The organism is Pseudomonadota bacterium (assembly GCA_026388275.1).
Lineage (GTDB): Bacteria > Desulfobacterota > Syntrophorhabdia > Syntrophorhabdales > Syntrophorhabdaceae > JAPLKB01.
The window spans coordinates 25,976-52,689 of record JAPLKB010000040.1; the positions used below are offsets into that span (position 1 = coordinate 25,976).

The 26,714-nt window shown below is 41.9% G+C and carries 22 protein-coding genes; 4 read left to right on the top strand and 18 right to left on the bottom strand.

The genetic code is table 11. The features are described from left to right. Nucleotides 1-48: 48 nt before the first annotated feature. From NT010_10655 to NT010_10680, 6 genes are all read right to left on the bottom strand, one after another. Nucleotides 49-768: an ABC transporter ATP-binding protein gene (locus tag NT010_10655; GenBank protein ID MCX5806508.1), complete on the bottom strand. Its 720-nt coding sequence runs from the start codon at nt 766-768 to the stop codon at nt 49-51. Further along, complete coding sequence (locus tag NT010_10660) at nt 765-1,535, bottom strand: ABC transporter ATP-binding protein (protein MCX5806509.1); 771 nt, start codon at nt 1,533-1,535, stop codon at nt 765-767. The genes NT010_10655 and NT010_10660 overlap by 4 nt, the downstream gene beginning before the upstream one ends. Further along, nucleotides 1,532-2,563: a branched-chain amino acid ABC transporter permease gene (locus NT010_10665; GenBank protein ID MCX5806510.1), complete on the bottom strand. Its 1,032-nt coding sequence runs from the start codon at nt 2,561-2,563 to the stop codon at nt 1,532-1,534. Before NT010_10665 ends, NT010_10660 begins: the two co-directional genes overlap by 4 nt. A 3-nt stretch (nt 2,564-2,566) precedes the next feature. Further along, nucleotides 2,567-3,442, bottom strand: a complete 876-nt coding sequence (locus NT010_10670; GenBank protein ID MCX5806511.1) for a branched-chain amino acid ABC transporter permease — start codon at nt 3,440-3,442, stop codon at nt 2,567-2,569. A 181-nt stretch (nt 3,443-3,623) separates the two neighbouring features. Beyond that, nucleotides 3,624-4,790, bottom strand: coding sequence for an ABC transporter substrate-binding protein (locus NT010_10675; GenBank protein ID MCX5806512.1), 1,167 nt, complete (start codon nt 4,788-4,790; stop codon nt 3,624-3,626). Nucleotides 4,791-4,986: 196 nt separating this feature from the next. Then, entirely contained in the window at nt 4,987-5,448 is a 462-nt protein-coding gene (locus NT010_10680) for a MarR family transcriptional regulator (GenBank protein ID MCX5806513.1), read from the bottom strand. A 520-nt stretch (nt 5,449-5,968) separates the two neighbouring features. Between NT010_10680 and NT010_10685 the strand changes: the two genes are divergently transcribed. From NT010_10685 to NT010_10695, 3 genes are read left to right on the top strand one after another with little or no spacing between them, the layout of a single operon-like run. Beyond that, complete coding sequence (locus tag NT010_10685; GenBank protein MCX5806514.1) at nt 5,969-6,502, top strand: (2Fe-2S)-binding protein; 534 nt, start codon at nt 5,969-5,971, stop codon at nt 6,500-6,502. Further along, entirely contained in the window at nt 6,499-8,790 is a 2,292-nt protein-coding gene (locus tag NT010_10690) for a xanthine dehydrogenase family protein molybdopterin-binding subunit (GenBank protein MCX5806515.1), read from the top strand. Before NT010_10685 ends, NT010_10690 begins: the two co-directional genes overlap by 4 nt. Continuing rightward, nucleotides 8,787-9,764 carry a xanthine dehydrogenase family protein subunit M gene (locus NT010_10695; GenBank protein ID MCX5806516.1) on the top strand — a complete coding sequence of 326 codons (978 nt, stop codon included), beginning with the start codon at nt 8,787-8,789 and terminating at the stop codon, nt 9,762-9,764. The genes NT010_10690 and NT010_10695 overlap by 4 nt, the downstream gene beginning before the upstream one ends. Here NT010_10695 and NT010_10700 read toward each other — a convergent pair. From NT010_10700 to NT010_10710, 3 genes are all read right to left on the bottom strand, one after another. Then, the gene (locus NT010_10700; protein ID MCX5806517.1) at nt 9,753-10,565 is read right to left on the bottom strand and encodes a ParB/RepB/Spo0J family partition protein; all 813 of its coding nucleotides are present in this window, start codon (nt 10,563-10,565) and stop codon (nt 9,753-9,755) included. The genes NT010_10695 and NT010_10700 overlap by 12 nt on opposite strands. Further along, nucleotides 10,565-11,332 carry an AAA family ATPase gene (locus NT010_10705; GenBank protein MCX5806518.1) on the bottom strand — a complete coding sequence of 256 codons (768 nt, stop codon included), beginning with the start codon at nt 11,330-11,332 and terminating at the stop codon, nt 10,565-10,567. Before NT010_10705 ends, NT010_10700 begins: the two co-directional genes overlap by 1 nt. 109 nt (nt 11,333-11,441) lie before the next feature. Further along, nucleotides 11,442-13,292 carry a lytic transglycosylase domain-containing protein gene (locus NT010_10710; GenBank protein ID MCX5806519.1) on the bottom strand — a complete coding sequence of 617 codons (1,851 nt, stop codon included), beginning with the start codon at nt 13,290-13,292 and terminating at the stop codon, nt 11,442-11,444. Nucleotides 13,293-13,360: 68 nt separating this feature from the next. On the opposite strand from NT010_10710, the gene NT010_10715 reads away from it, so the two are divergent. Continuing rightward, complete coding sequence (locus NT010_10715) at nt 13,361-14,230, top strand: nitroreductase family protein (protein ID MCX5806520.1); 870 nt, start codon at nt 13,361-13,363, stop codon at nt 14,228-14,230. Nucleotides 14,231-14,234: 4 nt separating this feature from the next. On the opposite strand, the gene NT010_10720 is transcribed toward NT010_10715, so the two are convergent. From NT010_10720 to NT010_10760, 9 genes are all read right to left on the bottom strand, one after another. Continuing rightward, a complete protein-coding gene (locus tag NT010_10720) occupies nt 14,235-14,582 on the bottom strand; it encodes a cupin domain-containing protein (protein ID MCX5806521.1) in 348 nt (115 codons plus the stop codon). Continuing rightward, on the bottom strand, nt 14,583-16,886 hold the full coding sequence (locus NT010_10725) for a PAS domain S-box protein (GenBank protein ID MCX5806522.1): 2,304 nt from the start codon (nt 16,884-16,886) through the stop codon (nt 14,583-14,585). Between the two features lie 66 nt (nt 16,887-16,952). Then, nucleotides 16,953-18,293, bottom strand: coding sequence for an acetyl-CoA decarbonylase/synthase complex subunit gamma (gene acsC / locus NT010_10730; GenBank protein MCX5806523.1), 1,341 nt, complete (start codon nt 18,291-18,293; stop codon nt 16,953-16,955). Between the two features lie 185 nt (nt 18,294-18,478). After that, a complete protein-coding gene (locus tag NT010_10735; GenBank protein ID MCX5806524.1) occupies nt 18,479-19,273 on the bottom strand; it encodes an alpha/beta hydrolase in 795 nt (264 codons plus the stop codon). Nucleotides 19,274-19,306: 33 nt separating this feature from the next. Further along, nucleotides 19,307-20,698: an MATE family efflux transporter gene (locus NT010_10740; protein ID MCX5806525.1), complete on the bottom strand. Its 1,392-nt coding sequence runs from the start codon at nt 20,696-20,698 to the stop codon at nt 19,307-19,309. Nucleotides 20,699-21,567: 869 nt separating this feature from the next. Further along, nucleotides 21,568-22,248 carry a PEP-CTERM sorting domain-containing protein gene (locus NT010_10745; GenBank protein MCX5806526.1) on the bottom strand — a complete coding sequence of 227 codons (681 nt, stop codon included), beginning with the start codon at nt 22,246-22,248 and terminating at the stop codon, nt 21,568-21,570. A gap of 669 nt (nt 22,249-22,917) precedes the next feature. Then, on the bottom strand, nt 22,918-23,631 hold the full coding sequence (locus NT010_10750; GenBank protein MCX5806527.1) for a hypothetical protein: 714 nt from the start codon (nt 23,629-23,631) through the stop codon (nt 22,918-22,920). 594 nt (nt 23,632-24,225) lie between these two features. Then, nucleotides 24,226-24,909 carry a hypothetical protein gene (locus NT010_10755; GenBank protein MCX5806528.1) on the bottom strand — a complete coding sequence of 228 codons (684 nt, stop codon included), beginning with the start codon at nt 24,907-24,909 and terminating at the stop codon, nt 24,226-24,228. Nucleotides 24,910-25,553: 644 nt separating this feature from the next. Beyond that, a complete protein-coding gene (locus tag NT010_10760; GenBank protein ID MCX5806529.1) occupies nt 25,554-26,237 on the bottom strand; it encodes a hypothetical protein in 684 nt (227 codons plus the stop codon). Nucleotides 26,238-26,714 lie beyond the last annotated feature (477 nt).

The following is a 26,714-nucleotide window of genomic DNA, read 5'->3' on the forward strand; positions in this document are numbered from 1 at the left end:
TACGGAATACTATAGTATCACGGCTTGCATCACATTTTAACACATTTTTCAGCATCCGAGATAGGCTTCCTTGACTCTTGGATCGCCGATGAGTTCAGCCCCTGAACCGGAAATGGTAATCCTTCCGGTCTCAAGCACATAAGCCCGCGAGGCAATGGATAGAGCCATAAGCGCATTCTGTTCAACAAGGAGGATCGTGACGCCTGCCCGGTTTATCTCAGCAAGGACTTGAAAGATATTACGTACCAGGAACGGAGCAAGACCCATTGAAGGCTCATCCAACAGCATCATACTGCCTCTGCTCATAATTGCACGGGATAAAGCAAGCATCTGCTGCTCGCCTCCAGAAAGTGTTCCTCCAGGCTGTTTCCTTCTCTTATAAAGCTGGGGAAAAAGGGTAAAGATGCGGTTATAATCTTTTGAAACTTCTGCTTTATCCTTGCGCTGCCATGTAGCAAGCTTCAAATTTTCCATAATCGTGAGGTTTCCGAAAATGCCGCGGCCTTCCGGTACATGAGCAATGCCCATGGCCACAATCTGATGGGCTGGTACGTTGTGCAGATCCAGATGATTGTAATATATACTGCCCTTGTAAGGAGACATGCCTGAAACAGCACGCAGCGTGGAAGACTTGCCTGCACCGTTTGCCCCGATGAGCGTAACAATTTCACCTTCATATACATGGAATGATATGTTATCTACAGCCTTGATATTTCCATACGTAATGGTAAGGTCTTTTACCTCAAGTATAATCCCACTTTCGCTCATCCCTGCGTCTCCTTACCCAGGTATGCTTCAAGTACTAAAGGGTTATTCTGTATATCATAGGGTTTGCCCTGGGCTATAGTTTCACCAAAATCAAGCACTATAAGGCGTTCACAAATATTCATAACAAGGTGCATCTGATGCTCAATGAGCAGTATGGTAAGGTTAAAATCATTCTTTATCCTTCGGATCAGCTCCATAAGCCGGTCAACTTCGTTGGGATTCATACCCGCGGCAGGTTCATCAAGGAGTAGAAGCTTCGGTTCTGTGGCAAGAGCTCTGGCAATTTCCAGTCTCCGTTGCAACCCGTAAGGAAGATTTTTTGACAGTTCATCGGCGTTAGCTTCCAGGTTCAGATGGGCAAGCAAGTCCATGGAACGGGATATTATCTTTTCCTCCTCCCTGCAGAAACGTCCTGTATGAAGGAGCGCTTCAACAGGGTTGTATTTTACTCTCGCATAGTATGCAGTTCTCACATTATCAAGGACAGTCATCTCCTTGAAAAGGCGTATATTTTGAAAAGTACGCGCAATGCCGAGGGCAGCAACCTGGTTAGGCTGTTTTCCAACAATCCGAGTGCCTTCAAAGATAATGCTTCCCTCTGTTGCACTGTATACACCTGTTATGAGATTAAAAACCGTAGTTTTCCCTGCACCGTTCGGTCCGATAATCCCGACAAGCTCATGTGCTTTCAGATCCAGGTTGAAATTTGATACTGCTGCCAGACCGCCGAAATTGTGAGTTACCCCTTGGGCACTGAGGATGGTCATTGACTATCCCCATTTTTTTCACGCCACCGCATGCTTGCAAAAACATCGCGCACAGGGATAAACCAACGGAATTCCTTGAGGCCCATAATGCCCTTTGGCCGGAAAAGCATGAGCATTACCAGCATAAGCGGCATAAAAACCATACGCCATATGCCCATGGGTCTCAAAACCTCAAGCAGTACTGTGTAAATCGTTGCTCCAAGAATTGATCCGGCAATGGACCCGATACCGCCAAGGTATACCATAATAAGTATGTCCGTCGATTTAATAATATCAAAAGCACGGGGATTGATAAATTGCAAAACATGCGCAAAGAGGGCTCCCGCAACCCCTGCAAAGAAAGAGGATACAACAAATGCGATGATTTTTACCTCTTTTGTATTAACGCTCATCAAATCGCTTGCAATCTCGTCTTCACGTATTGAGAGTACTCCTCTCCCGAAATTTGAATAAACAAGGTTCCTTATTGCCCATACGGACATTGCTACCCAGAAGAATACCCATGGCAGCGTGGACAGTTTCTCCATCCCTAAAAAACCTCTGGGTCCGCCGAGGGCTTCAATATTTTCTATGGCTGACTTGACAATCATACCAAAGGCGAGGGTAACGATGGCAAGGTAATCGCCTCTTGTTTTGAATGACGGAAAGGCTACTATCAATCCGACCATGGCTGCCCCGAGACCTCCTGCAAAAACTGCAAGAGGAAAAAGCCATGCCGCTAAGTGAATCGGAAAAACTCTAACTGTAAGCCAGGAAGCAATATATGCGCCTACAGCCATGAAACCTGCATGGCCTACGGAGAATTCTCCCATATAACCGTTTATCAGGTTAAGGCTCAATGTAAGGATGATATTTATGCCCACATACATCAGGATAAGTTGTACATAAAGATCAAGGAGATCAAAACGATGGATGGCAAGAGCGGCAAGGAAAAAAAAGGCCAGAAGCGCCGGCAGGAGCCAGCGTGCACGCATCAACCTTCCCCGGAGTTGTTTAATTGTTTGAGCTATGCCTTCACGGTTTTCCACAATCTATACCTTTTGGGGATGTGGTTTGCCGAGTATGCCGTAAGGCCGGAATATAAGCAGTACGAGCAGGAGCGCAAAAGCAACAAAGTCTCGGTATGTAGAAGGGAAAAAAGCAACTACCAGGATTTCCACCATGCCGAGAATATAGCCGCCGATCATGGCACCCCTGATATTGCCGATACCGCCCACCACGGCTGATATGAAAGCTTTCCATCCTATCATGATACCCATATACGGGTCGATTACCGGATATGCCAGACCGTACATTACACCTGCTGCTCCGCCAAGACTGGCGCCGATGGCAAAGGTTGCAGAAATTATAAGGTTCATAGGCACCCCCATGAGAGGCACCGTTGCCTTGTCCCAGGAAATGGCGCGCATGGCTATGCCAACCATGGTCTTCCTTACAATAAGGTCCAGTATCAGCATCAACAATAACGAAAGCACAATTATAAACACCTGGAGAGAAGATATTGATAACCCGAGGATAGTCCATGTCGTATTTGACATAAGCTGGGGTATTTGTTTGGGGTAAGGGTTAAGAGCAAGTGTAAAATTTTCCAGAAAAAGCCCTACTCCCAATGCTGTAATAATTGCGGATACACGTGGTGCCTGCCTTAAGGGCTTATAGGCAAGACGTTCAATTAAAACCCCGAGCAGGGCCACGCCGAACATGGATATCAACATCACCGGCACAAAGGAGAGTTTCAGAAAGACCGCAGCGACAAAACAAAGAAAAGCTCCCACCATGAAAAGATCGCCATGGGCAAAATTTATCATAGTTAGAATTCCATAGACCATTGTATAGCCCAGAGCAATCAATGCATAGATGCTGCCGAGCTGAAATGCATTGATTAATTGCTGGAGAATATAGGACATTAAATCACCGCAATCCGAAAATGTATTTTGAATTTTTTAATTGCCCATCGGGTTTTATATCCCGGAGCTTGCTTCGAAAAAAAAATATGTTCACAATTCCTTATCGATCCCTCATTGAGGTTTGCCTCATGATGATTCGTTCTGTGTTTAAAAAACTGCAATCGAAAATCCTAGATCATTATTATGGGTTTGCGCTCACAAAATAAACAAATTTTCCATCCTTAATCCGGAGGATTACCGCGCTCTTTATGGGATCACCCGATCCTTCCTTAAACTGCATATTTCCTGTTACACCCTCGTACCTGGGTATTCCGGCTAATGCGTCGCGAATTGCCTGCCGGTCGATCCGGTTGGCTCCTTTAATAGCCTGCCAGAGCAGCCCGAAGGAATCATATGTAAGTGCTGCTACATCGTCAGGCATAACCTTATATTTTGCCTTAAAAACTTCAATAAATTTTGCCGCTACAGGGGTTGCAGCATCGGCAGCATAATGGGTGCTGAAATAACAACCCTCACAATCCTTGCCGCATAGCTTAAGCAGTTCCTGGCTGCCCCATGAATCGCTTCCAACAATCGGTACTTCAATGCCAAGGCGTTTTGCCTGTTGAATCTGCAAAGGTATCTCGCTGTAATAATTGGGCAAAAATATTATATCAGGGGAAGCCTTCCTGATCTTTGTCAACTGTCCTGAAAAATCCTTGTCGTTCGTGGTGTAAGTCTCAAAAGCTACGACATTACCTCCGCTCTTTTCAAAGGTCTCTTTAAAAAACTCGGCAATGCCTTTATTGTAATCAGAGGCCACATCATAGAGCACTGCAGCCTTTTTTGCCTTCAGACTTTCCATGGCAAACTTTGCAACAACCCGGCCCTGAAAAGGATCAATGAAGCAGGCCCGAAATACATATTTTTTTGGGGCACTTGTTTTGGCATCAAGGGTAGTTTTAGGATTCGTAGACCATGGACTTATAAGGACAACCTTTGAACTCTCGGCAATCTCCGACGCAGGGATGGCATAGCGGGTTGCATTCGGACCGACTATAGCATGGACCTTTTTCTGTGTAATCAGCTTCTGGGTTGCAGAGGCAGACTGGTCGGCTTTGCCGGCATTATCTTCAATAAAAAGTTCTACTTTATATTTTTTCCCGTCAATATCGAGTCCGCCTGCATCATTCAATTCCTGGGCAGCCATTTCTGCCGCCTTCTTGCACGACTCGCCTACCGCAGGCATATCGCCGGTCAATTCAGCGATTACGCCTATTCTGATGGTAGAACCCTTGTCGCCGCTGCAGGAAGTTAGAAAAACAGATACAATCATGCATAAAGCCATAAAGAAAAATGCCTTTTTCATAAAATCTCCTTGCGATAACATTTGTTAAGAATAGCAAAGCCGGAGGATAGTTGCCTCAAAGCTTATGTTGTTTCTTGTATCATAGAACAGTTAATGTGTAGTTAGCATAACAAAGATGGGACTTGATTGTCCACGATAAGTTAACGGATGATGTGATCATCCGGTCTTAAGGGATGGTTGAAACAATAATATGTTTTTATCCAATCTCCAAACTGTTTTTGATCAGTTTTTTAACTTCAGAGAGAAGTTCTCCCTTTTCTTTTTCAGAAAAACCCTTTAGCATTTTTTCCTGACATTTATCCCGATCTTTTTCTATATTTGCCAGGGTAACTTTTCCCTTTTGTGTAATTTCAAGTATCGTTACACGCTCATCTCTGGGATCTGATTTTCTTATAATAAAGCCATTCTTTTCAAGCCTCTTGGCAATGCCGGTCATGTTGGCGCCAGGGACAAGCATAATTTGGCTCACATGCGTAATCCTGCTCTGGCCGTTTTTTGAAGCATCCAACACCCTGAGGACATTGTATTGCGGAAAAGAAAGGTCGTAGTTTCTGAAAATAGCAGATATAGCCCTCTTAAAGGTTTCTGCCGCTCTCACCACAGACATAAGGACTTTTTCTTCAGTGCACATATCGTTTTTGTAGTTAGTAATTACCATAATATTTTATTCCCTTAATAACCGATATTTTATTTATATTAACTTTAACGTATTATATCAGAATACCTGGCGAATAGAAATACCTAATGTTATTAAGTATCAAGGACAATACAGGTTTTTCACCAGAGGAATTGCATATTATGGCTCATCTTAGAAAACCTATATGGCTGGTGGTAGCTATGGGTATGTAATAACAGGATGAGCCCATATTCATATATTTTTCACAATTAAATACGGTTTTCTTGAAGATAGCCCCATAATAAGCTATTTCACACTTACTGATGGTTATATAGGTATAACCAACCTTACAGTAACAAATCCCGTTCCCCATCCGCCTTCACTTCTCCTTCTCGCTCCGGGGTTTCTCGGTCTTGCAGATTTGAGAAAAAGATTCAGCAAATAGTTATCTTTAATATTCATAAGGCAGGGTTTTTCAAACCCTGACTTTTTTTATTTCCCATATTGGTTTTATATGATAATATTATCCGTTGAATTAATAACAGAAGCACTGTAGGCAGGCATGTCAGGAAAAAATAGAAAAAAGTCCCCTGAAACACACCACATCAGCCTCTTGGTCAATGGGCATATCTATGAACTGGACGTGGGGAGCGGCCCGGGTCAGATTGAGCCTTCACATACACTTGCTCATACGCTAAGAGAAACGCTCGGCCTTACAGGTACCAAGATATCGTGCGACAACGGGGCCTGCGGGGCCTGCACCGTTCTCATGGATGGAAAGGCAGTGCTTTCCTGCATGACTCTTGCTATTGAATGCGACAAAAAGATAATAACAACAATTGAAGGGTTGAAAGACCCTATCACGGGAATGCTCGATCCTATTCAGCAGGCTTTTATTGACCATACAGCCTTTCAATGCGGATTTTGCACACCGGGCATAATCATGAGTGCAAAGGCACTCCTGACCCAAACACCTTCCCCCACAGAAGAAGAAGTAAAGGAAGCCCTTTCTGGCAATTTTTGCCGTTGCATAAGCCATTATCAGGTTATTGATGCTGTTATGGCAGTATCAAAACAGACAGGGCAGGAAAAATGACCGGAGCATACCGGTTTATCGGCAAGGCTACTCCCCGCAAAGACGCAACCGATATTGTCACAGGCAATACGCGGTTTTTAAACGATATAAAAGTCGCGGATTTGCTCTATGGAAAGGTACTGAGAAGCCCTTACCCCCATGCCATAATTGCAAACATTGACAAAACGAGGGCGCTGAAACTGACTGGTGTAAAGGCAGTCCTTACCTGGGAAGATACCCCTGACTGGAAGGGCGGCACGCCGCGCAGCACGCGTGTTCTTGATCGTAAAGTCCGGTTTGTCGGTGATGCTGTGGCCCTTGTTGCTGCAACCAGCGAAGAAATAGCACAGGAAGCGCTCAGTCTGATAGATGTCAAATATGAAGTTTTACCTGCTGTTTTTGAAATGGAAGAGGCTCTTAAGCCTGATGCGCCCCAATTGTATGATGAGTTCCCCGGCAACATTGTAACCCCGGGTGTTCCCTTTTTCGGGCCAAAGAACCTGAAAGAAGTTGTTATGGGAGATGTAGAGAAAGGCTTCAAAGATGCTGACGTGATAACAGAAGGCACTTTCGGTTATGAGAACATACCCAACCCTATGCCACCTGAATCGCCAGGGGTTATAGCCCTGTGGGAAGATCCTGACAGTGTAACTCTGTGGGTATCAAATCAGGCGTCATACATGGACAAAATCACTCTTTTTCATGTCTTCGACAGAAAGGTGCAGGTGAGAACCATTGGCGGCCCTTGCGGCGGCAGTTACGGATCGAAATTCATGTCCTGGCAGGTACAGGCTCACGCCGTACTTCTCAGCAGGGCAACAGGTAAACCGGTAAAGGTCGTTTTTACCAAAGAAGAACACCTCGCAGCATTTACGCTTAGACCCGGATCGCGCATGCAAGCCAAAGTGGGCATGAAAAAGGATGGAACAGTCACAGCAATATCCGGCAGGTGGTTAATCGACACCGGTTACTATTCCATGACCACACAGTCACAGGTTGCTGTAGGCTGCGGCGAGGTGCAGATCATGGTACGTTGTCCTAACTGGGACTTAAGGCCCACCATTGTCTGCACAAACAGAAACGCCTCCGGTATTGTAAGGGGCTTCGGCGGCCAGGAGTTGAAATGTGCTCTTATACCGCTTGTAAGCCTTGCCATGGAAAAGGCAGGACTTGATCCCCTGGAATTTTTCAAAAAGAATTATGTTAAACCTGGTGACGGGTACTACTGGCGGGACGGTATCTGGTATACATATCGTGGCGTAGATTATACAAAGACAATGGATAAGGGTGCCGACGTATTCGGATGGAAAAAAAAGTGGAAGGGCTGGCTGAAGCCAACCAAAGTAAACGGTGCAAAAAGAACAGGCATAGGCGTTGGCGTACATGGAAACGCCGATATCGGAGAGGATGCATCGGAGGCATATGTGCGGTTGCACCCAAATGGAACTGCTATACTTTTTTCCTGTATAACAGAACACGGGACCGGACAGAGGACGAACTTTGTCAAGATGGTGGCTGAGGTACTGCAACTACCCATGGAACGGGTTTCCGTTGCACCTTCCGATTCGCTTATCAACCCCTATGAGTTCGGACCTGCAGGGTCACGGGGAACTTATGCCATTGGAAGCGCCGTCATAGCAGCAGCACAGGATGCAAAACAAAAGCTCTTTGAACTCATATCCCCCAGGATTGGCGCAGATCCATCCGACCTGGATACAATAGACGGAATGATCTTTATCAAGGACAATCCGGAAAAGCGGATACCCTGGAAAGCCATGAGCATAGACCGTACCATTACTGGCTATGGGCGTTTCGAACCGGATTATACACTGTCCAATTGTATGATGACATTTGTCGAGGTAGAGGTTGATACGGAAACAGGGAAAGTAAACCTGCTGCGTGTTGTAAACGCTACAGATGCCGGTCAGATCATAGACCCTCCGGGGCTCGAAGGCCAGCTTAACGGATGCCTCGGCTCAGGGGGCATTGACAGTGCCCTCTTTGAGGAAACCGTGATCGATTATAAAACAGGTCATATACTCAATGCCAACATGATTGAATACAAATGGCGGACCTTTTCCGAACTGCCAATAATAGACAACGTGGTGCTCGAAACACCTTTCCCCAGTCACCGTTTCCATGCAGTAGGGGTAGGGGAAATAGCCACATCTCCCGGCCCATCGGCAGTGCTGATGGCTGTATCCAATGCTTTAGGAGTATGGCTGCATGAATATCCGGTCACACCGGAGAAGGTGCTCGCTGCTCTGGGCAAGGTGACTCAAAAAGTCAAAAAACCGGGTACAATATGATGAGATCTTTCAAACATATCATCGCAGGATCAACTGAAGAAGCATGCACACTTCTTTTAAATTATAACGGTAAGGCCGTACTTAATGCAGGCGGGACAGACCTGCTCCTCACCCTTAAAGGAGAAAATCTCTTCGAATACCCCAAAGCTGTTATTGATATCAAAACCATATCAGGCCTCGATTATATCAAAGAGGATGACAAAACGCTGAAAATAGGGGCATTAACAAAGCTTTCCCGTATTGCAGAACATCCCCTCCTTCAGAACAGTTATCGGGTTCTTACAGAGGCAGCCCGGTCTGTTGCCACGCCCCAGATACGCAATTCTGCCACAATAGGAGGAAACCTCTGTCAGGATGTGCGCTGCTGGTATTACCGATATCCGCGCCATATCGGAGGACCAATCCTCTGCCTGCGGAAAGGGAAGGGCTCCTGTCTTGCTGTTGCAGGCGACAACCGCTACCATGCAATCATGGGAGGAAAGAAATGCTTTGCTGTTTGCCCTTCCGATACCGCCGTAGCCCTCGCTGCCCTTGATGCACAGATACTCATTGTTGGAACAAAAGGAGAAAGGAGGGTTCCGGTTACGGACTTTTTCAGCCCTCTGGGGAATGCAATTGCGCAGGATGAAATGGTCAGAGAAATAGAGATTCAAAAAGCCTTATTACCGACTCGACAAAGATTCCTCAAATTTACTCTGAGAAGCCCTGTGGATTTTGCAATAGTCAGTGTTGCATCAATTATAACCGCTAAAGAAGGCATATGCATTGATGCGCGTATTGCCCTCGGGGCAGTTGCCCCCGGACCTGTTCGTGCAAAAAAGGCCGAAGAAATCCTCAAAGGGCAGCCCAATAATAAAGATATTGCTGTACTTGCAGCAGAAAAAGCCCTTGCAGATGCGCGACCGCTCAGCAGGAATGCATACAAGGTTGAAATTGCAAAAACCCTTGTAAAAAGGGCAATATCAGGAGAGTGATATTGCTTCTGTAATCCTTTCGAGGTCTTCCTGTGAGTAAAACTCTATGATAATTTTACCTTTGTTTTTCCTGTATGTAATATCTACTTTTGTTCCCAGCATTTCTCTGAGAGACTCTTCCAGGTATGGGAAGGGAGATGTCTTTCCGACTGATTTCTTTTTAACTTCCCTTTCAAGTTCCCTTACAGAAACACCTTCTTTTAAAACCTTATCAACGAATCTTCTCTGCTCGTTTTCGCTGTTAAGTGTAATCAGCACCCTTGCATGGCCCTGAGAGATTTTCCCTTCAACAATCAGCTTTTTTGTCCATTCCGGGAGCTTGAGAAGCCTGATAAAATTGGTGACTGAGCTCCTGTTGATACCTGTCTTCTTTGCAATATCTTCATGGGTATAACCGAACTCTTCAACAAACCTGTCGTATACCACGGCAATTTCGACAGCATTAAGGTCCACCCTCTGGAGATTTTCGATCAAGGCTATCTCAAGAGCCTCTTTATCGTCAACATCTTTTATAACAGCAGGCACCTCATTAAGCCCTGCCATAATAGATGCCCGGTATCTTCTTTCCCCTGCAATGATCTCGTAGCCCTTACCTTTTTTTCTCAGTATAACAGGCTGGAGAAGCCCTTTTTCCCTGATAGATGCGGCAAGCTCGACAATAGAATCGTCCTTTATTTCAAATCGTGGCTGGGACTTGCCGGCAACAATTTCGCTTATAGGTACAACCCTTGTTACTCCTTTTTCTTCAATGTCCTTGAGTATGGCCGATAAACCTTTTCCTAACGGGTCTTTTTTCAGCATTAGGCCCCCTTTTCAAGTATTTCCGAAGCAAGTTCAAGATAACTCTCCGCACCCCTTGAACATATATCATATAGTATGGCAGGTTTTCCGTAACTTGGTGCCTCGCTCAGTTTTACATTTCTCGGTATAACCGTTTTGAATACACTATCGTTAAAGTAACTTTTTACTTCATCCATAACCCTGAAGGAAAGATTATTCCTCTTATCAAACATTGTAAGAAGCACCCCCATGGTATCCAGCTTCGGGTTCAGTCTCCTCTTAATAATAGTTATTGTTCTCAGAAGCATTGCTAGTCCCTCAAGTGCAAAGTATTCACACTGCAAGGGTATAATGACAAAATCAGATGCCACAAGCGCATTTATTGTCAGCAGGCCAAGAGAGGGTGGACAATCTATAATGGTGTACTTGTAGGTATTGTTTAGCTGTTCCAGGATATTCTTTAATATAAATTCTCTGCTTTCCGCATCGAGAAGCTCGACCTCGGCACCGATCAGATCAGGATGTGCCGGAACAATATCCAGATAGGGCACCGCTGTTTTCTTGATCACCTCTTTTATATCTTTATTGCCGATAAGCATATGGTACAGATGTGCATAAAGACCGCTGTATGTAATACCAAAACTTGTTGTTGCATTGCACTGAGGGTCTATGTCGATAATAAGAGTTTTTCTTTCGGATATGGCAAGGGATGCTGCCAAATTTACTGCTGTCGTTGTTTTCCCGACGCCTCCCTTCTGGTTTGCAATAGAAATGATCATGTGTCCAATAGATTATCACAAACAGTTTAAGTTGTAAAAGATTATAATAATTCAGCAAATAAATGTGCAGGGAATAAAAGGCGGGAAGCTGGTTGGGAACCATTCTTTGGAATCGGAATTACTTCCCGGTTAAACAAACCGAGACCTTGTTAACCTGATTGTTCTTAGTCCACCAGTACTTTTCCCAGAAAAGTTTATCTGTTTTTTGTTGGGTATTATTTTTTGTCCTTGCAAGGAATTTCTTGAATTGTCCCGGCCCGCCATTATACATGGCGTATACTGCCATTGCAAGTAAATCGTTACTGATATTTCGAGACTCAGGTTTGCGAAGGGCATATTTCCGCATATATAAATCTAGAATTTCTGAGCCTGCACGTATATTATATCGGGCATTCCATTGCAGGCTCTCGGGTTGGTATATACCGCGCCAAACCCTTTCATTTATCTGCATCATACCTACTGAGCTTTTATTATAAGAATAGATGGGAGATACCTTTCCTTGTTTTTCAACAAACTGCCTCCAACAGCTTTCCTGCCATGCCGTAGCCTGCATAATGAGCGGAAAAAGGGACTGGTATTTTGCGTCAAGCTTAGCTTTAGACAATATCTCACTACTTTGCCACTCCAGTTCAAGCCTTATTCTGCTCAAATATGGAACGACATTTTCCTTCTTAAATATCCATGCCTTAGCCTGTTCGAGTCCTGAATCAGACTCATCAGCATAGTAAGGCGCCTCACTATCCCCCTTCAAAAGACTGATTGCTGATATGTTCATGGAAAGCTCCGGATCATCAAGACTCTGGCCGAGGCCAAAGAATGTCTGTAAAGAACGATTGACCCCGGGGGAATAATGCAAATCAGTCTCTGCCTTTGTTCCGCCAAGAAGCTTCATCAATTTCAACAACCCGTCATGGTTGACATTGAGTCCTGAACCCAATCCTGTTTTGCTGAGAGCAACCAGAGCATCGGAAGTTGCAATAAAAGACAGATAATCTGCCGGCGAATTCGATAGCGTTTGAGCCAGGTGTTTCCTGTAGAAATCACTGAGTTTTTGCCAGTTTTCAGTAAATTGCCTGAGAATTAAATCCTGGCTCAATGCTCCATCTTCCAACGCCTGTACAAATTCATAACGTCTATCCAGGAGCGCCTCCAAGACATTATCTTTTTCATCATCTGTGACAGGCTGTCCCATGACAGCCTGGAGCTGATAAACAGAGAAAGCATCCCATTCTTCCCAGGTTTTTATAAGACGTTGTATTTCCGTTTTCGATTCGGGAGTCTTACTCACATCTCCCGATGGTTGCGCAGCATCCACGTCAATAATTACATCAAGGACAATTCCCTCCGGTTTTAACTGGGTTCCATTAATTCGTATGGATGAAAGCCACGCCCCAAGGCCGGATTGATAAGAGGTTGAAAAAAAATTTGGCAATTGATCCTGTAAACCCTTAAATGTCCCTGTCAAATCTATACTCATCTTGCCAAAATATGAGCTTAAAGAGGACTGTATAAGGTCTGTAAGCATTTTATTGACGCTGGCGTTTGTTTTATCCAAGCCCATGGGCTTGAATTCCATAGCTTGCATTGCCATTTTCGTGCCTTTTTCATCAACAACAATACGCTGCAAAATATCTATGGGGCCTTGCCATTCAGCCAACTGCATGCAATTCCCGGCAATGGGAAAACCGGTCTTTATTTTCATTGTACTGCTCAGTTTGAGAGACGACTTCTCCGGTCCGGCTTTTGGATCCCAGAGATCTATTTGTGTACATCCATCTTTTGTATTCAGGGGGGTAGCCCGACCACCAGGCTGGGTAAAAGCCTGTTGTATAAAGGCTGAGCGAATAAAGGAATAATCAATCACGACAGGGAAATGAATTATCTGTGTTGTACTCTGGCTGTCCATAGGCCAGCACAATAAGCCCATACACCATATCACAAATACTATAATCCATTTTGTGATTACCAAGACATCTCCATAATAATACGTTATATTATATCACAATTTTATTCCGGTAAAATAATAAAGGAGGAAATATGCCCATAGTTACTATTAACCCGGAGCTCTGCCGGAAGGATGGTCTCTGCGTCAGTATCTGTCCGAAGGTTTTATCCTGGGAGGGCAAAGGTTCAATACCTGTGGTAGCCCATGAAGGATCGTGCAACTCCTGTGGTCATTGTGTTTTAATATGCCCCTCAGGGGCGATCCGTCAGATCGACTGTCCGCCGGCAAGCATACATCCTGTGCAAAATAACCTTATGCCTTCATATGAACAGGTACATGAAATGATTGTGTCAAGGCGTTCCACAAGGACTTTTCAGGATAGACCGGTTGAAAAGGAGATGATCGAGAAGGTAATTGACGGTGCAAGATTTGCTCCGAGTGCCAAAAATGCTCAGAGCACCAGATTCATGGTAATTCAGGATAAAACGCTTCTTCACAACGTAGCCTCCAGCACGGCAGAATGGCTTGGCACGGCAGCAAAAAAATTGAAAAACCCTATCTTGAAAAAACTTTACCTCTTGCGTGAGGCACAGGATGTCGGAACAATTGCAAAATGGGTAGGTCAGTTCGAGCTTATTTTAGAAAAGATGCACCAGGATACGGATCTGGTTCTCTTTGGAGCGCCTGTACTGTTATTGTTTTATGCAGACAGTACAATTCGTTTTGCCAATGAAAATGCCAACCTTGCTATTCAGAATGCCACATTTGTTGCGTGCTCTCTGGGGCTCGGCAATTTTTATACAGGTTACGTTGTACTGGCCTGTAATAACGACAAAATCATACCAAAGCTCCTTGGGATACAAGGGAAACACAAAATATATGGCGGGCTGACTCTTGGATACCCTGAAATAACATTCTCGCAATGGATTGATCGAAGCCCCGCGAAAGTTACATGGATGTAAATATCTACAACTTCTGACCTGCTGGAAAATGAATTGCCAGCCAAATGGTTTTTTCATGGCTGGTTGTCCATTCAACTCTGTGTATAGTATGCGCAGGGATAAAAAGATGGTCTCCCGGCTTCATCACTCTTATTTCTCTATCTCCTTTGAAAGACAAACCGGTGCTCCCTGTAAGAACGATAACCCATTCATCCCTTTCCTGATCATACCACTCCCCGGCAGGCGTTGTCTGACCCATAGAGACAATCCTTTCTATTTTAAAATTGCCATTATCCAATAAGGTTTCAAAGACTTCTTTGGAAGTACAGTCTGGAATATTGGTAAAAATGTTTTTTATCTCTACTAAGGTCATCTACGAATGAGGAATCAACATTTTTAAAGCCCCATCCAATGCTTCTATTTTATAGGGCTTGATTACGGCGCCTTTAAATCCATAATCCCTAAAATTATCTATAATAGGGTCATCTGTGTAACCTGACGCAATGAGCGCATTCACATACGGGTCTATAGAAAGCAACTCTGAAATTGTATCTTTTCCTCCCATACCCCCTTGAATGGTAAGATCAAGTATCACTGCATTAAAAGGAGAACCAATTTCTCCGGCCTGTTTATAAAGTTCTACTGCCTCTCTGCCGTCTTCTGCACATACTACTTCATATCCCAGTTCAATAAGCATATTGCTTGTAACAAGCCTCACTTCCTCAACATCATCCATTACGAGTATTTTTCCCTTTGCAGAAATAAATTTGTCTGTGTCAACGCCTTCTGCTTCTTTTTTAAAGGCGGGCAGGTATATATGGACGGTTGTTCCTACCCCCAGGGTAGATTCCAACAAAATATATCCATTATGTTTCTTTATTATAGAATACGAAACTGAAAGGCCAAGTCCCATGCCCTTCTGAACTCCCAGACCTTTTGTACTAAAATAAGGGTCAAATATCTTCCCGAGGTGTTCCTCTTTAATCCCTATACCTTTGTCCTCTATGGATATTTTTACATAATCTCCATAAGTCAGAGGAATATTGTCCTTTTGATTAATCTCAACATTATCAGCACGTATTGTAATTATTCCCCCTGTAGCCATGGACTCTCTTGCGTTATTCATGATATTGTGAATTACTTGGCGAAGTTGAACTTCATCGGCATGTATCGGATGGATATTTTCGGATAAAAAATATTTACATTTAATGCGGGAGCCGCTCAGTACAAACCGGGCAGTACTCTTTATCAAAGGAGCAACCCCTATTACTTTTTTCCAGGGTTCTCCGCCTCTGGAAAACGTAATAAGCTGCTGGGTTAAATCTTTTGCTGCGATTGAAGCATTTTCAGCATCTGACAACCTTTCTATAACTTTATTATCAGGGCTCAAATGCATCTTCGCAAGAGAAATGTTGCCCATTATAACCATGAGGAGATTATTGAAATCGTGCGCTATGCCGCCTGCAAGTGTACCTATGGACTCAAGATTCTTCGATTTGATAAGCTCTTCTTCCATGCGTTTGCGGTAAGTAACATCACGGACTATGCATTGCGTGAAAAAAATATCTTTCAACTTAAACAGGCTGAGACTTACTTCCGCATCAAAAACCGTACCGTTGTGCCTTAAATGTTTCCAATCAAAAAATTGGGATTCGCCAGAAATTGCATTGTTTATTTTTTCAATGGACTTTTCTTTGGAATCCCTTCCGTCCGCTTGTAAAGGAGGCGAAAGGTCATACATCGTCTTTCCGATAACCTGCTGCTCGTTTGTGTACCCGAACATCTCAAGTGTTTTATTATTGCAGTCTGCAATCTTTTCGTCATCCAACAAAAATATCGCATCACTTGCCAGATCGAACAATGTACGGAATTTAGCTTCATTCTCTTTTAACAATTCTTCAGCATTTTTGCGTTTTGTAATGTCACGGGCATACTCTATTACTCCGCTCATTTCACCTGTACCCATATCGATGAGCGGAAAAGTAAACAAATCGAGCCATCTCATCGACTCTCCTTCGATGCCATGCTTCAACATTATCTCATGGGCGGGTTTACCGGTCTCGAATGTCTTTATACTGGGACATTCCTCGCAGGGTACTTCCTGGCCATGGTAGACCTCGTAACATTTTTTTCCAATAAGGGGCAATTTGTTTGAATAATAACGATTCATTGTCGGGTTAACACGAACGATGTTAAACTCTTTGTCAATAACACTTATGCCGTCCTGTACACTTGAAAATATATTAGATAGAAAACGTTCGCCTTCTTTAAGCCTGTCTTCCATCAGCTTCCGTTCTGTTATATCCACAATGATTGACTGATAAAGGGCAGCATCTTCATATTCATCTGTTAGAGCCGATGTATGGTCTTCAAACCAGCGGTATTCGCCTGATTTTATTTTTAGCCGGTACTGTTGAGTAAACTCTTGTATGCCCTGTTGTCTGTATAATGCATATTCGGCTTCGAGACCCGGAATGTCCTCCGGGTGCATTATATCAGGCAATAGGATGTGCCCTGAGATAAAATCTTCAACCGTATAACCGAGGATTTTTTGGACATTGTCTGAAACAAACTCAACTGAACGATCCGGAGCAAAACGCCATAAAAACACCACAACAGGTGTACGGTTAAATATTTGTTTGTAATCATTGAGTTTATTAATAAGTTTTTGCGGCATTTATCCTGCTTATAATTAAATATTATTACAGTCCAAGCCGGAAATAAAAATACAGAAATGTTAACCTTACATTTTCTGAGTCTTAAAATAAGCCGGTATATGTGCTGCTTCTCTCGGCCCTACAAGGATTTCCCATCCCTGAAGCTCTTCTTCAAGGTCGCCGAGGATCATTGCAGCATAACCCGGGATAATAAGCTTTCTATGTTTTACCTTATCAGAAATACCGGATTTTTTTATAAACATGCCTACAATATCACCGGAAAACTTACCTGCAGCCCATGCCGTCATTACCGACAGACCTTCTGTATCCATCACACAAAGCCAGCTTGGGACCCTCGAATTTTCTATCTCGCCACTTACAATAAAATAAGAAAGGGTAAAATTGCATGTAACCAGCACCGGTGAATTTTCATCCGGATTATTTACAGGATAGATGCCTTCCTGAGTTGTCATGGGTCTTTGTGGGTCTGTATATATATTCAGCCTCTGGAGAAGAAGTGGAAATATGCTTTCACCTTCAAAATCGCTCATAACTATAATCCCTGCATATTTAGCAATAAAACATGAGGCAATAAGTGTTTCCTTCATAAAGTTGCCAGTCATTTCTGCAGGGAAAACGATGGTCGGAAATCCAAACGGTTTATATTTACTCACGATAGCCGCACGCCTTATAATCAGCTGTTCCTGAAAACTCTCTCTTATTGTTCGGGTTGAGGTGTCAATTACAAGGTCTTTAAGCCCCATATCGGTAAGTTTTTCAGTCAGGTCAGCTACTTCTTCCATGCCTTGCCCGGCCACGGCAAGAGGGCAGGTATATTCTTTTGCAAGCTTGCCAAAGGCCTCATAGTTGTCTTTAGTTGCAGCATATATAAGGGGTTTTTTGTCTTTTGCAATTTCAAGGGCAGCTTTCATAACAGATTGATCAAAAGAAATGATAATTATACTGTAAGGCTTCTGGCAGGCCTTTTGTACAAGGTTAATGAATCTTTCTTTATTGCCCGTTTCTTTTAATGCAACAAGTTCGGGTCTTAGTGTCAGGCCGACCCTTTCATACTGAAGGGAGGCTATTTTTGCGAACCTGCTTTCAACTTCTCCATCATCCATACTGTCTGTAATTATAACTGCAAGACCTGGTTTATTGAAAAAGGTCCTCTCATGCCTGAATAGAACCGTTTCACCACCAATCTTTACCTCATAATCCCCTGTTCCTATTGTCAACTGCCTTATCGGGGGGGCGCTTGCATCAGACAACCGTTCCTTTGCATCATCAGACACATAAGGACATGCGTCGAGTTCAGCCTTGGCGGATGCCAGCGCCATTGCAAAGGCAAGACAGGTAGGGAACTTGCACTCTCCGCAATTTGTCTTGGGAAGAAGCTTAAAAATCTGTATTCCCGTAAGTGCCATTCTATTCTCCTTAATAGTATAATTTTCGACGTTTCTACATTATAGGATACTACAATTCATGAAGCAAGCTCATTTATATGACTCATCCGGTTCTTGCGTACTTTTTCTTTATGTCGTTCATTACTTTGGAGCTTAATATTTCTTCCATTCACAATACTTCATTCCCGATAATCCGATTTATTGTTTTATAGTCTTTTTATAAACTTTTCGATAATTTCCATATATTCATTTGCAGCCAGCATCATCAGGTCGTTATGACCGGCATGAGGCACAAAGAACGAGACCTTCTCCGAAGCCCCGGATAGCGCATAGAGCATCCTTCCCTCTGTGGAGGGGATAATATCGTCATCTTCCCCGTGAATAATCAAAGTCGGAATGGTTATTTCCTTTATTTTCAGGTCATTACCGAAACCTACAGGCTCTTCTCCTTCATTAAGGAGGTGGATGGCCCCCAGTCGTTTAAACTGGTTCCGGGCGACCGCAAAACCACTTTCCACGATTAATCCTTTTAACTTTTTATGATAATGATATGCTATTTCAAGTGCAGGGGCACTTCCAAGAGACCGACCCATAATAAAAAGACTTCCGGTAAAACCCCGTTCATGAAGCAAGTTAGTAAAACCTTGAAATATCGGATGGGCATCATTAATCATATTGCTGCATGTGGGGATTCCACCGCTATATCCGTATCCACGATAATCAGCTACAAAAAGATTAAGTCCCTGCTTCCCGTAAAGAGGGGCCACATAATCATAATCGAGGCAGGTTTCACCGTTGCCATGAAAAAATAAAATATTGGGTCCATCCATTTGAACCGGATAAAACCGGCAACCGACAGAAACACCTTTCTCTACCTCGAATAGGGGGCTTACCATATCAGGCAGCCCCAAACCTTCCACAGATTCCTTTTGCGGGAAAAACAACCGGTAAAGAATCTCCGGGCGATCCATCTGTTCCGTACCCTTTTTAAAATCTATCATACGCTTTCTCTCCTAAACAGATTATGATACAGTTCAAAGTTTTTTAGCCAATCCGGAAGTTTTTACAATAAACGACTTCTTCCACCTTCCGGAAAAGTAATAAATAAGGCTGACAATCATTGTTATTGCAAAGCTCAGCGACATGGCAATCCATATCCCTGTGAGGCCAAGGCTTGTCTTCGATAAAAACCATGCTAACGGTACTCTTATTGCCCACAGCGACAGAAAAGCAAAAAACATCGTTATCATTGTATGGCCTGCACCGTTTATAACACCGCTTGATATGGACATTATCGAAAAAAATACATAGCAGGAACCTACGATGCGCATATAGTCGATACCTATATCCATGACTTTTACGTCATTCCCGAGACCAAACATAATAAGTATAGGCCTGGCGAGGAAGACAACAATAAGCGATATAAAAACAGTTATAGATGAGGTCATTACATTTCCCCATATAAATACGTCTTTTATCCTTTCGGGTTTGCCAGCGCCGATGTTTTGCCCTGTAAGTGTGGAAACCGCCATACCCATAGACATTGCAGGCAAAAAAACAAACATATCTATCCGCCCGACAGCGCCGAAGGCATTTGTGGCCGCACTGCCGAAGGCATTAACAAAAGTTGTTATGAACATTACGCTGAGGGAAACGAGGGATTGCTGAGCCACTGACGGAAGGCCTATTTTAACAATCAGAGAGGTTATGTGCTTGTCGAAGATGAGTTTTTTCGGATTGAATGCTACCATTTTATCTTTTTTGTTGAGATAAATAATGCTTATTATCAATGATACAGCTTGTGATAATAATGTAGCATAGGCAGCTCCGTTAAGGCCATTTGAGGGGAAAGGGCCGAAACCTCCGATGAAAAAGGGATCAATAATAGCATTCATCCCCATGCTTATGCATGAAAATACCAGGGGGATCATTGTATTGCCAATACCCCTGAGTATTGAATGTATGAGAAAATCCATGTAAAGAAGGGTAAAACCGGCAAGGTTTATTTTGAGGTAGCTTGACGCCATGGCAAAATTCTCCGGCGGTGTTTCCATAAGTCTTAGAAGAAAATCGCTTGAGAGTATACCTGTAATTGTAAAAAATCCTCCAATTATCAATGATAATAAGAATGAATTGTTTACCACCTTTTCAACCATGTCGTATTTCTTTGCTCCGTAATACTGTGCAACAAGTATGGTTGTTGCCAGACACATGCCGATAAAAATCCCTATTAATGTGAAAATAATTGGAAAGCTGACGCCAACCGCTCCAACAGCATCTTTTCCTACAAGATGCCCGACCCATATGATATTTATAATGTGGTAACTTGTTCTTGCCAGATTACCGATAAGCATAGGGATTGAAAAAATCAAAAGATGTCTGGGAATGCTCCCCACCGTAAAATCTTTTCCAATTTTTAGGCTCAAATTTTTATCCTTGACTTAATCGGTTTTTTATTCTGTCCATAATGGTCAGGGCATTACTGTCCAATTCCAGTAATGTACGTAGCCTTTTCCTTGCAACACTGATGGCGCTATAATCAATCCCTGTACTATTCTCTGTTGCATGCAAATTGGTTTAGAATTTCATGGAGGGAGAAGAAGGACCAGCGCTTTTTCTCTGTAATATAATCAATAAAACTACTCCACCGATAACCTCTCAGGTATGTTATGCTCGCTTCCATTGAAAAATCGGATCGCTCCTTGATGCAAACGGGATTTAAATGGACACAACGTGATACTCCCGGAATATAGCTGTCAGCGTCAACAATAAAGGATTTATACCTGCCCTGATAGAGATGTCCTGTTCTATTATGTCTTTTGTCAAAAGATAATATATTAGGAAATATTAAAATGACGCATGAACTCCTGAAGATTTTACTTTGAAGTGAAAATGATTGTTTATCAGAACAAAGACCAGAATGTCTACCCGGTATACTTCACCTGATCGCCCAAGTAGGTCCATAGAAGTCTTCCGGTTTGAATTATTTAAAAATATCTTCCCCTGGGCATTCTTTCCTATGCATGTGACATGGTAATCAGCATCTTCATATTGACCACGAGGAGGACAAGCCATAATAAATTATGGTAAAGGGGAAAGGTGATAATGTCAAGGATAATTGCTGACCACTGTATCCTTACTGGCTTCTGCCTTTTTTTAATTTTAATTCGAATAAACCCCCAGTGGGTTTTCCATTAGGGGTTTATGTTATTTCTTCTATATGTATTGTTTGAAAATTAGTAAAAAAAGAGTTTCGGAATTTTATTCTCCAGCACATTCTCCTGAAACATTTGTTTTAAACTACTTTTTTTCTTATAAACCCTACACCCATTAATCCGGCACCGAGAAGAAGAATCGTAGGTGGAATAGGGACGGGGGTATTATATACATCACCACTATTGGCTCTCATACTATTAAAAAAATCTGGTTCAGCAACGCTCAATGAAGTCTCAAAGCTTATATTTAAATTGCCAACCCAAGCACTTTTTGTATCAAAACCGAAATACGAAACTAAAGTAGGGTCCTTTGTATCTGATAAATCTGATATGGCAGCTTTAAAAGTTGAAGAAGTTACAGGAGAAACCATTGCATTGCCAAGAATTCCGCTCATCAATACAGTACCTTCAGGTAATAGTTCAGAACCATCAGGTTTGTTGACACCGCCAGTTATCGTAATCGATCCGCCCGGTCCCCAACTCCATCCGGAAATATGATCGCCCGATGTAAAATTTAACATACCATTTATAATTACCAATGATATGCTTGGACCAACATCAGGAATTGCAGTGATTCTATCAACCCCTAAAGATGTTCCGATTAAACGATTTGTTTCCATTAAATAATTAATTTTTCCGGAACTATTGACATGATTGACATCAAAATCAAGCATCGTATATGTCGTATTTACTGCACTGGCAATCAATGGAACAAACATTAGGCTGATAATAGCCAGAATCGTTAAAAATCCTTTTTTCATACTTTGTTCACCCCTTTCGAATATTATTTCTAAACTATAGAGACTTTATCTTAATACTTTTTTATCAGTAGCATGTGTAATTTACACTTTATGCATTCGGTTGTATGTAGGAAAAGTACAGAATGTTGTGTAGGACATGTTATACAATGTTAAGCTATGTAAGATTACATTATTGGATAAGTTGTGTAGTCATGGGTATTTACCCTGGCCGCGAGAACCCTGGAGGATGGATATTCAGTGATATCTTATCTCGGCTATCCAGAGTACCCAGACGTTAATTCGATACATGTAAACATACAAAAGGGGTGCTTGTATTATTCCAGATAAGATCAATAATAGTGAGTTAAGTCGCAAGATGTATTCCTGTCCCGGATATCTCTTTTATAAAACGGTGGAAGTCCGGCAGACACAAATATTTATGATGAAAATGCAGTAAGGATGAACATAGGTAGGGTCAGGATTAAAGGGAGTTGGGCAACAGGCCCTCAATTGGTGATCCCTATACCCTTACTGACCTCTGCCTTTTTTTATTTTAATTCGAATAAACCCCAAATGGGTTTTCCATTTGGGGTTTATATTTTTTATTTCTATGTATTACTCTTTATGTATATTTTTTGAAAAAGGGGTTCTTGAATTTATTCTCCAGCTCATTCTCCTGAAACATTTGTTTTAAAATACTCTTTTTCTTACAAATCCTATACCTATTAACCCGGCACCGAGAAGAAGAATTGGAGGTGGGATAGGGACGAGGGCGTTATATACATCACCACTCCAGACTGAAGTGCTATTAAAAAAATCTCCTATAATAACGCCCCTTAGTGTCGAAAAGCTTATATCGAAATTGCCAGCCCAGGCACTATTTGTATCAAAACCGAAATACGAAACCAAAGTAGGGTTCTTTGTATCTGAGAATTCTGATACGGCAACTTTAAACCTTGGACCTGAAGGAACAACCTCTGCACTGTTGAAACTTCCGCTCATCAACATAGCGCCAATAGGTAATAGTTGAGAACCATCAGGGTTTTTGACACCACCGGTTATCGTAATAGATCCGCCCGAGCCCCAGCTCCATCCGGAAATATGATTACCCGATGTAAAATTTAACATACCATTTGTAATTTCCAATGATGTGCTGTTACCATAATCATCACTTGCAGTGATTCTATCAACCCTCAACCCTGTTCCATTTAACTTTAAGTAATACGGTCCATCTAAATTTAAATAACTAATGGTTCCGCCGTCAATGACATCAAAATCAAGTGATGTATATTCTGCACTGGCAATCAATGGAACAAACATTAGGCTGATCATAGCCAGAATCGTTAAGAATCCTTTTTTCATACTTTGTTCACCCCTTTCAAATATTATTTTTGTTTCTATCATGTCTAATTTACACTTTATGCGTTTGATTGTATGTAGGAAAAGTACAGAATGTTGTGTAGGACATGTTATACAATGTTATGCGTTGTAAGATTACATTATTGGATAAGTTGTGTAGTCATGGGTGTTTATACAGGCCGCGAGAACCCTGGAGGATGGATATTCAGTGATATCTTATCCCGGCTATCCAGAATATTCAGACGTTAATTCGATACATAAAAAGCCTACAAAGGGGGCGCTTGTGTTATCCCAGATAAAATAAATAATAGGGAGTTTACTCGCAAGATGTATTCCTGTCCCAGGTATCTCTTTTATAAAAACGGTGGAAGTCCGGCAGACACAAATATTTATGATGAAGATGTGGCAAGGATGAACATAGGGTCAGGATCAAATGGAGTTGGGCAACAGGCCATCAATTGCTGATTCCTATGCCCTTACTGGCTTCTGCCTTTTTTTAATTTTAATTCGAATAAACCCCTAATGGGTTTTCCATTAGAGGTTTATGATTTTTGCTTCTATGTATTACTCTCTATATATATTGTTTGCAAAAGGGGTTCTTAATTTTATTCTCCAGCTGATTCTCCTGAAACATTTGTTTTAAAATACTCTTTTTCTTATTACCCCTATACCCATTAACCCGGCACCGAGAAGAAGAACCGATGGTGGAATAGGGACAGGGACTGGGGTATTTACTACATTACCACTTAAGACCGTAGTACTATTAAAAAAATCTCCTATAATAACGCCCCTTGGTGTCAAAAAGCTTATATTGAAATCGCCAACCCAAGCACTATTTGGATCAAAACCAAAATACGAAACCAAAGTAGGGTTCTTTGTATCTGAGAATTCTGACACGGCAACTTTAAACCTTGGACCTGAAGGAAAAACTTCTGCGCTGCTAAAACTTCCGCTCATCAATATAGTACCATTAGGTAATAGTTGAGAACCATAAGAATCTTTGACACCACCAGTTATCGTAATCGATCCACCCGGTCCCCAACTCCATCCGGATCCGGGAATATGATCACCTGATGTAAAATTTAACATACCATTTGTAATTTCCAATGATTTGCTTGGACCATTATCAGAAATTGCAGTGATTCTATCAACTACTAACCCTGTTCCCTTTAAATAATATTTTCCATTTACATCTAAATAACTAATGGTTCCACCATCAGTGACATCAAAATCAAGTGCCGTATACGTATATTCTGCACTGGCAACCAATGGAACAAACATTAGGCTGATAATAGCCAAAATCAATAAAAATCCTTTTTTCATACTTTATTCACCCCTTTCAAATTTTATTTTTGTTTCTAACATGTGTAATTTACACTTTATGCATTTGGTTGTATGTAGGATAAGTACAGAATGTTGTGTAGGACATGTTATACAATGTTAAGCTTTGTAAGATTACATTATTGGATAAGTTATGTAGTCATGGGTATTTATACAAGTAGCGAGGGCTCTGGAAGGTTGGCTATTCAGGAATACCTTATCTCGGCTATCCAGAATATTCAGACGTTAATTCGATACATAAAAAGCCTACAAAGGGGGCGCTTGTGTTATTCCAGATAAAATAAATAATAGGGAGTTTACTCGCAAGATGTATTCCTGTCCCGGGTATCTCTTTTATAAAAAATGGTGGAAGTCCGGCAGACACAAATATTTATGATGAAAATGCGATGAAGGTAAATATGGGGTCAGGATCAAATGGAGTTGGGCAACAGGCCGTCAATTGCTGATTCCTATGCCCTTGCTGGCTTCTGTCTTTTTTTAATTTTAATTCGAATAAACCCCCAATGAGTTTTCCATTAGGGGTTTATGTTTTTTGCTTCTATGTTTTACTCTCTATATATATTGTTTGAAAAAGGGGTTCTTGAATTTATTCTCCAGCTCATTCTCCTGAAACATTTGTTTTAAACTTATCTTTTTCTTACAAATCCTATACCTATTAACCCGGCACCGAGAAGAAGAACCGTAGGTGGAATAGGGACGGGAACGGGGGTATTTACTACATTACCACTTAAGACCGTAGTACTTTTAAAAGTATTTCCTATTAAAACGTTTTTTGTCAAAAAGCTTATATTGAAATCGCCAACCCAAGCACTTTTTGGATCAAAACCGAAATACGAAACTAAATCAGGGTCCTTTGTATCTAAGAATTCTGATACGGCAACTTTAAACCTTGGGCCTGAAGGGTAAACTTCTGCGCTGTTAAAACTTCCGCTCATCAATATAGTACCATCAGGTAATAGTTGAGAACCATAAGAATCTTTGACACCACCAGTTATCGTAATCGATCCACCCGGTCCCCAGCTCCATCCGGATCCTGGAATATGATCACCCGATATAAAATTTAACATACCATTTGTAATTTCCAACGATTTGCTTGGACCAACATCAGCAATTGCAGTGATTCTATCAACCCTTAATCCTGTTCCATTTAACTTTAAATAATATGTTCCATTTACATCTAAATAACTAATGGTTCCGCCATCAATGACATCAAAATCAAGTGATGTATATGTCGTATTTACTGCACTGGCAACCAATGGAACAAACATTAGGCTGATCATAACCAGAATCGTTAAAAATCCTTTTTTCATACTTTGTTCACCCCTTTCATATATTATTTCTAAACTGTAGAGATATTATCTCTCTCTTTGCCTTAATACTTTTTTATCAGTAACATGTGTAATTTACACTTTATGCATTTGATTGTATGTAGGAAAAGTACAGAATGTTGTGTAGGATATGTTATACAATATTATGCTTTATAAAACTACATTATTGGATAAACTGTGTAGTCACGGCCATTTATATGGATTAAAGATGAAATCGCCGAGGGAACACACATCTGCATTAGATAAATTCAGTTTGATAGAACAACTCCAAAAATACATAATTCGTGTCCAATCCGTAAAGATTTGATCACAAATTAGGCTTAATACGATTTTTTAGGGCCGAAAATAGCTCCTAAATGCTATACTATCAACGCTTTATGCCATCAAAAATAAAAGGGGCTGTAAAATGGGTAAAAAAACTGTCCCTATTGCGGATCAAAGAATACCCAGAAGAAAGGT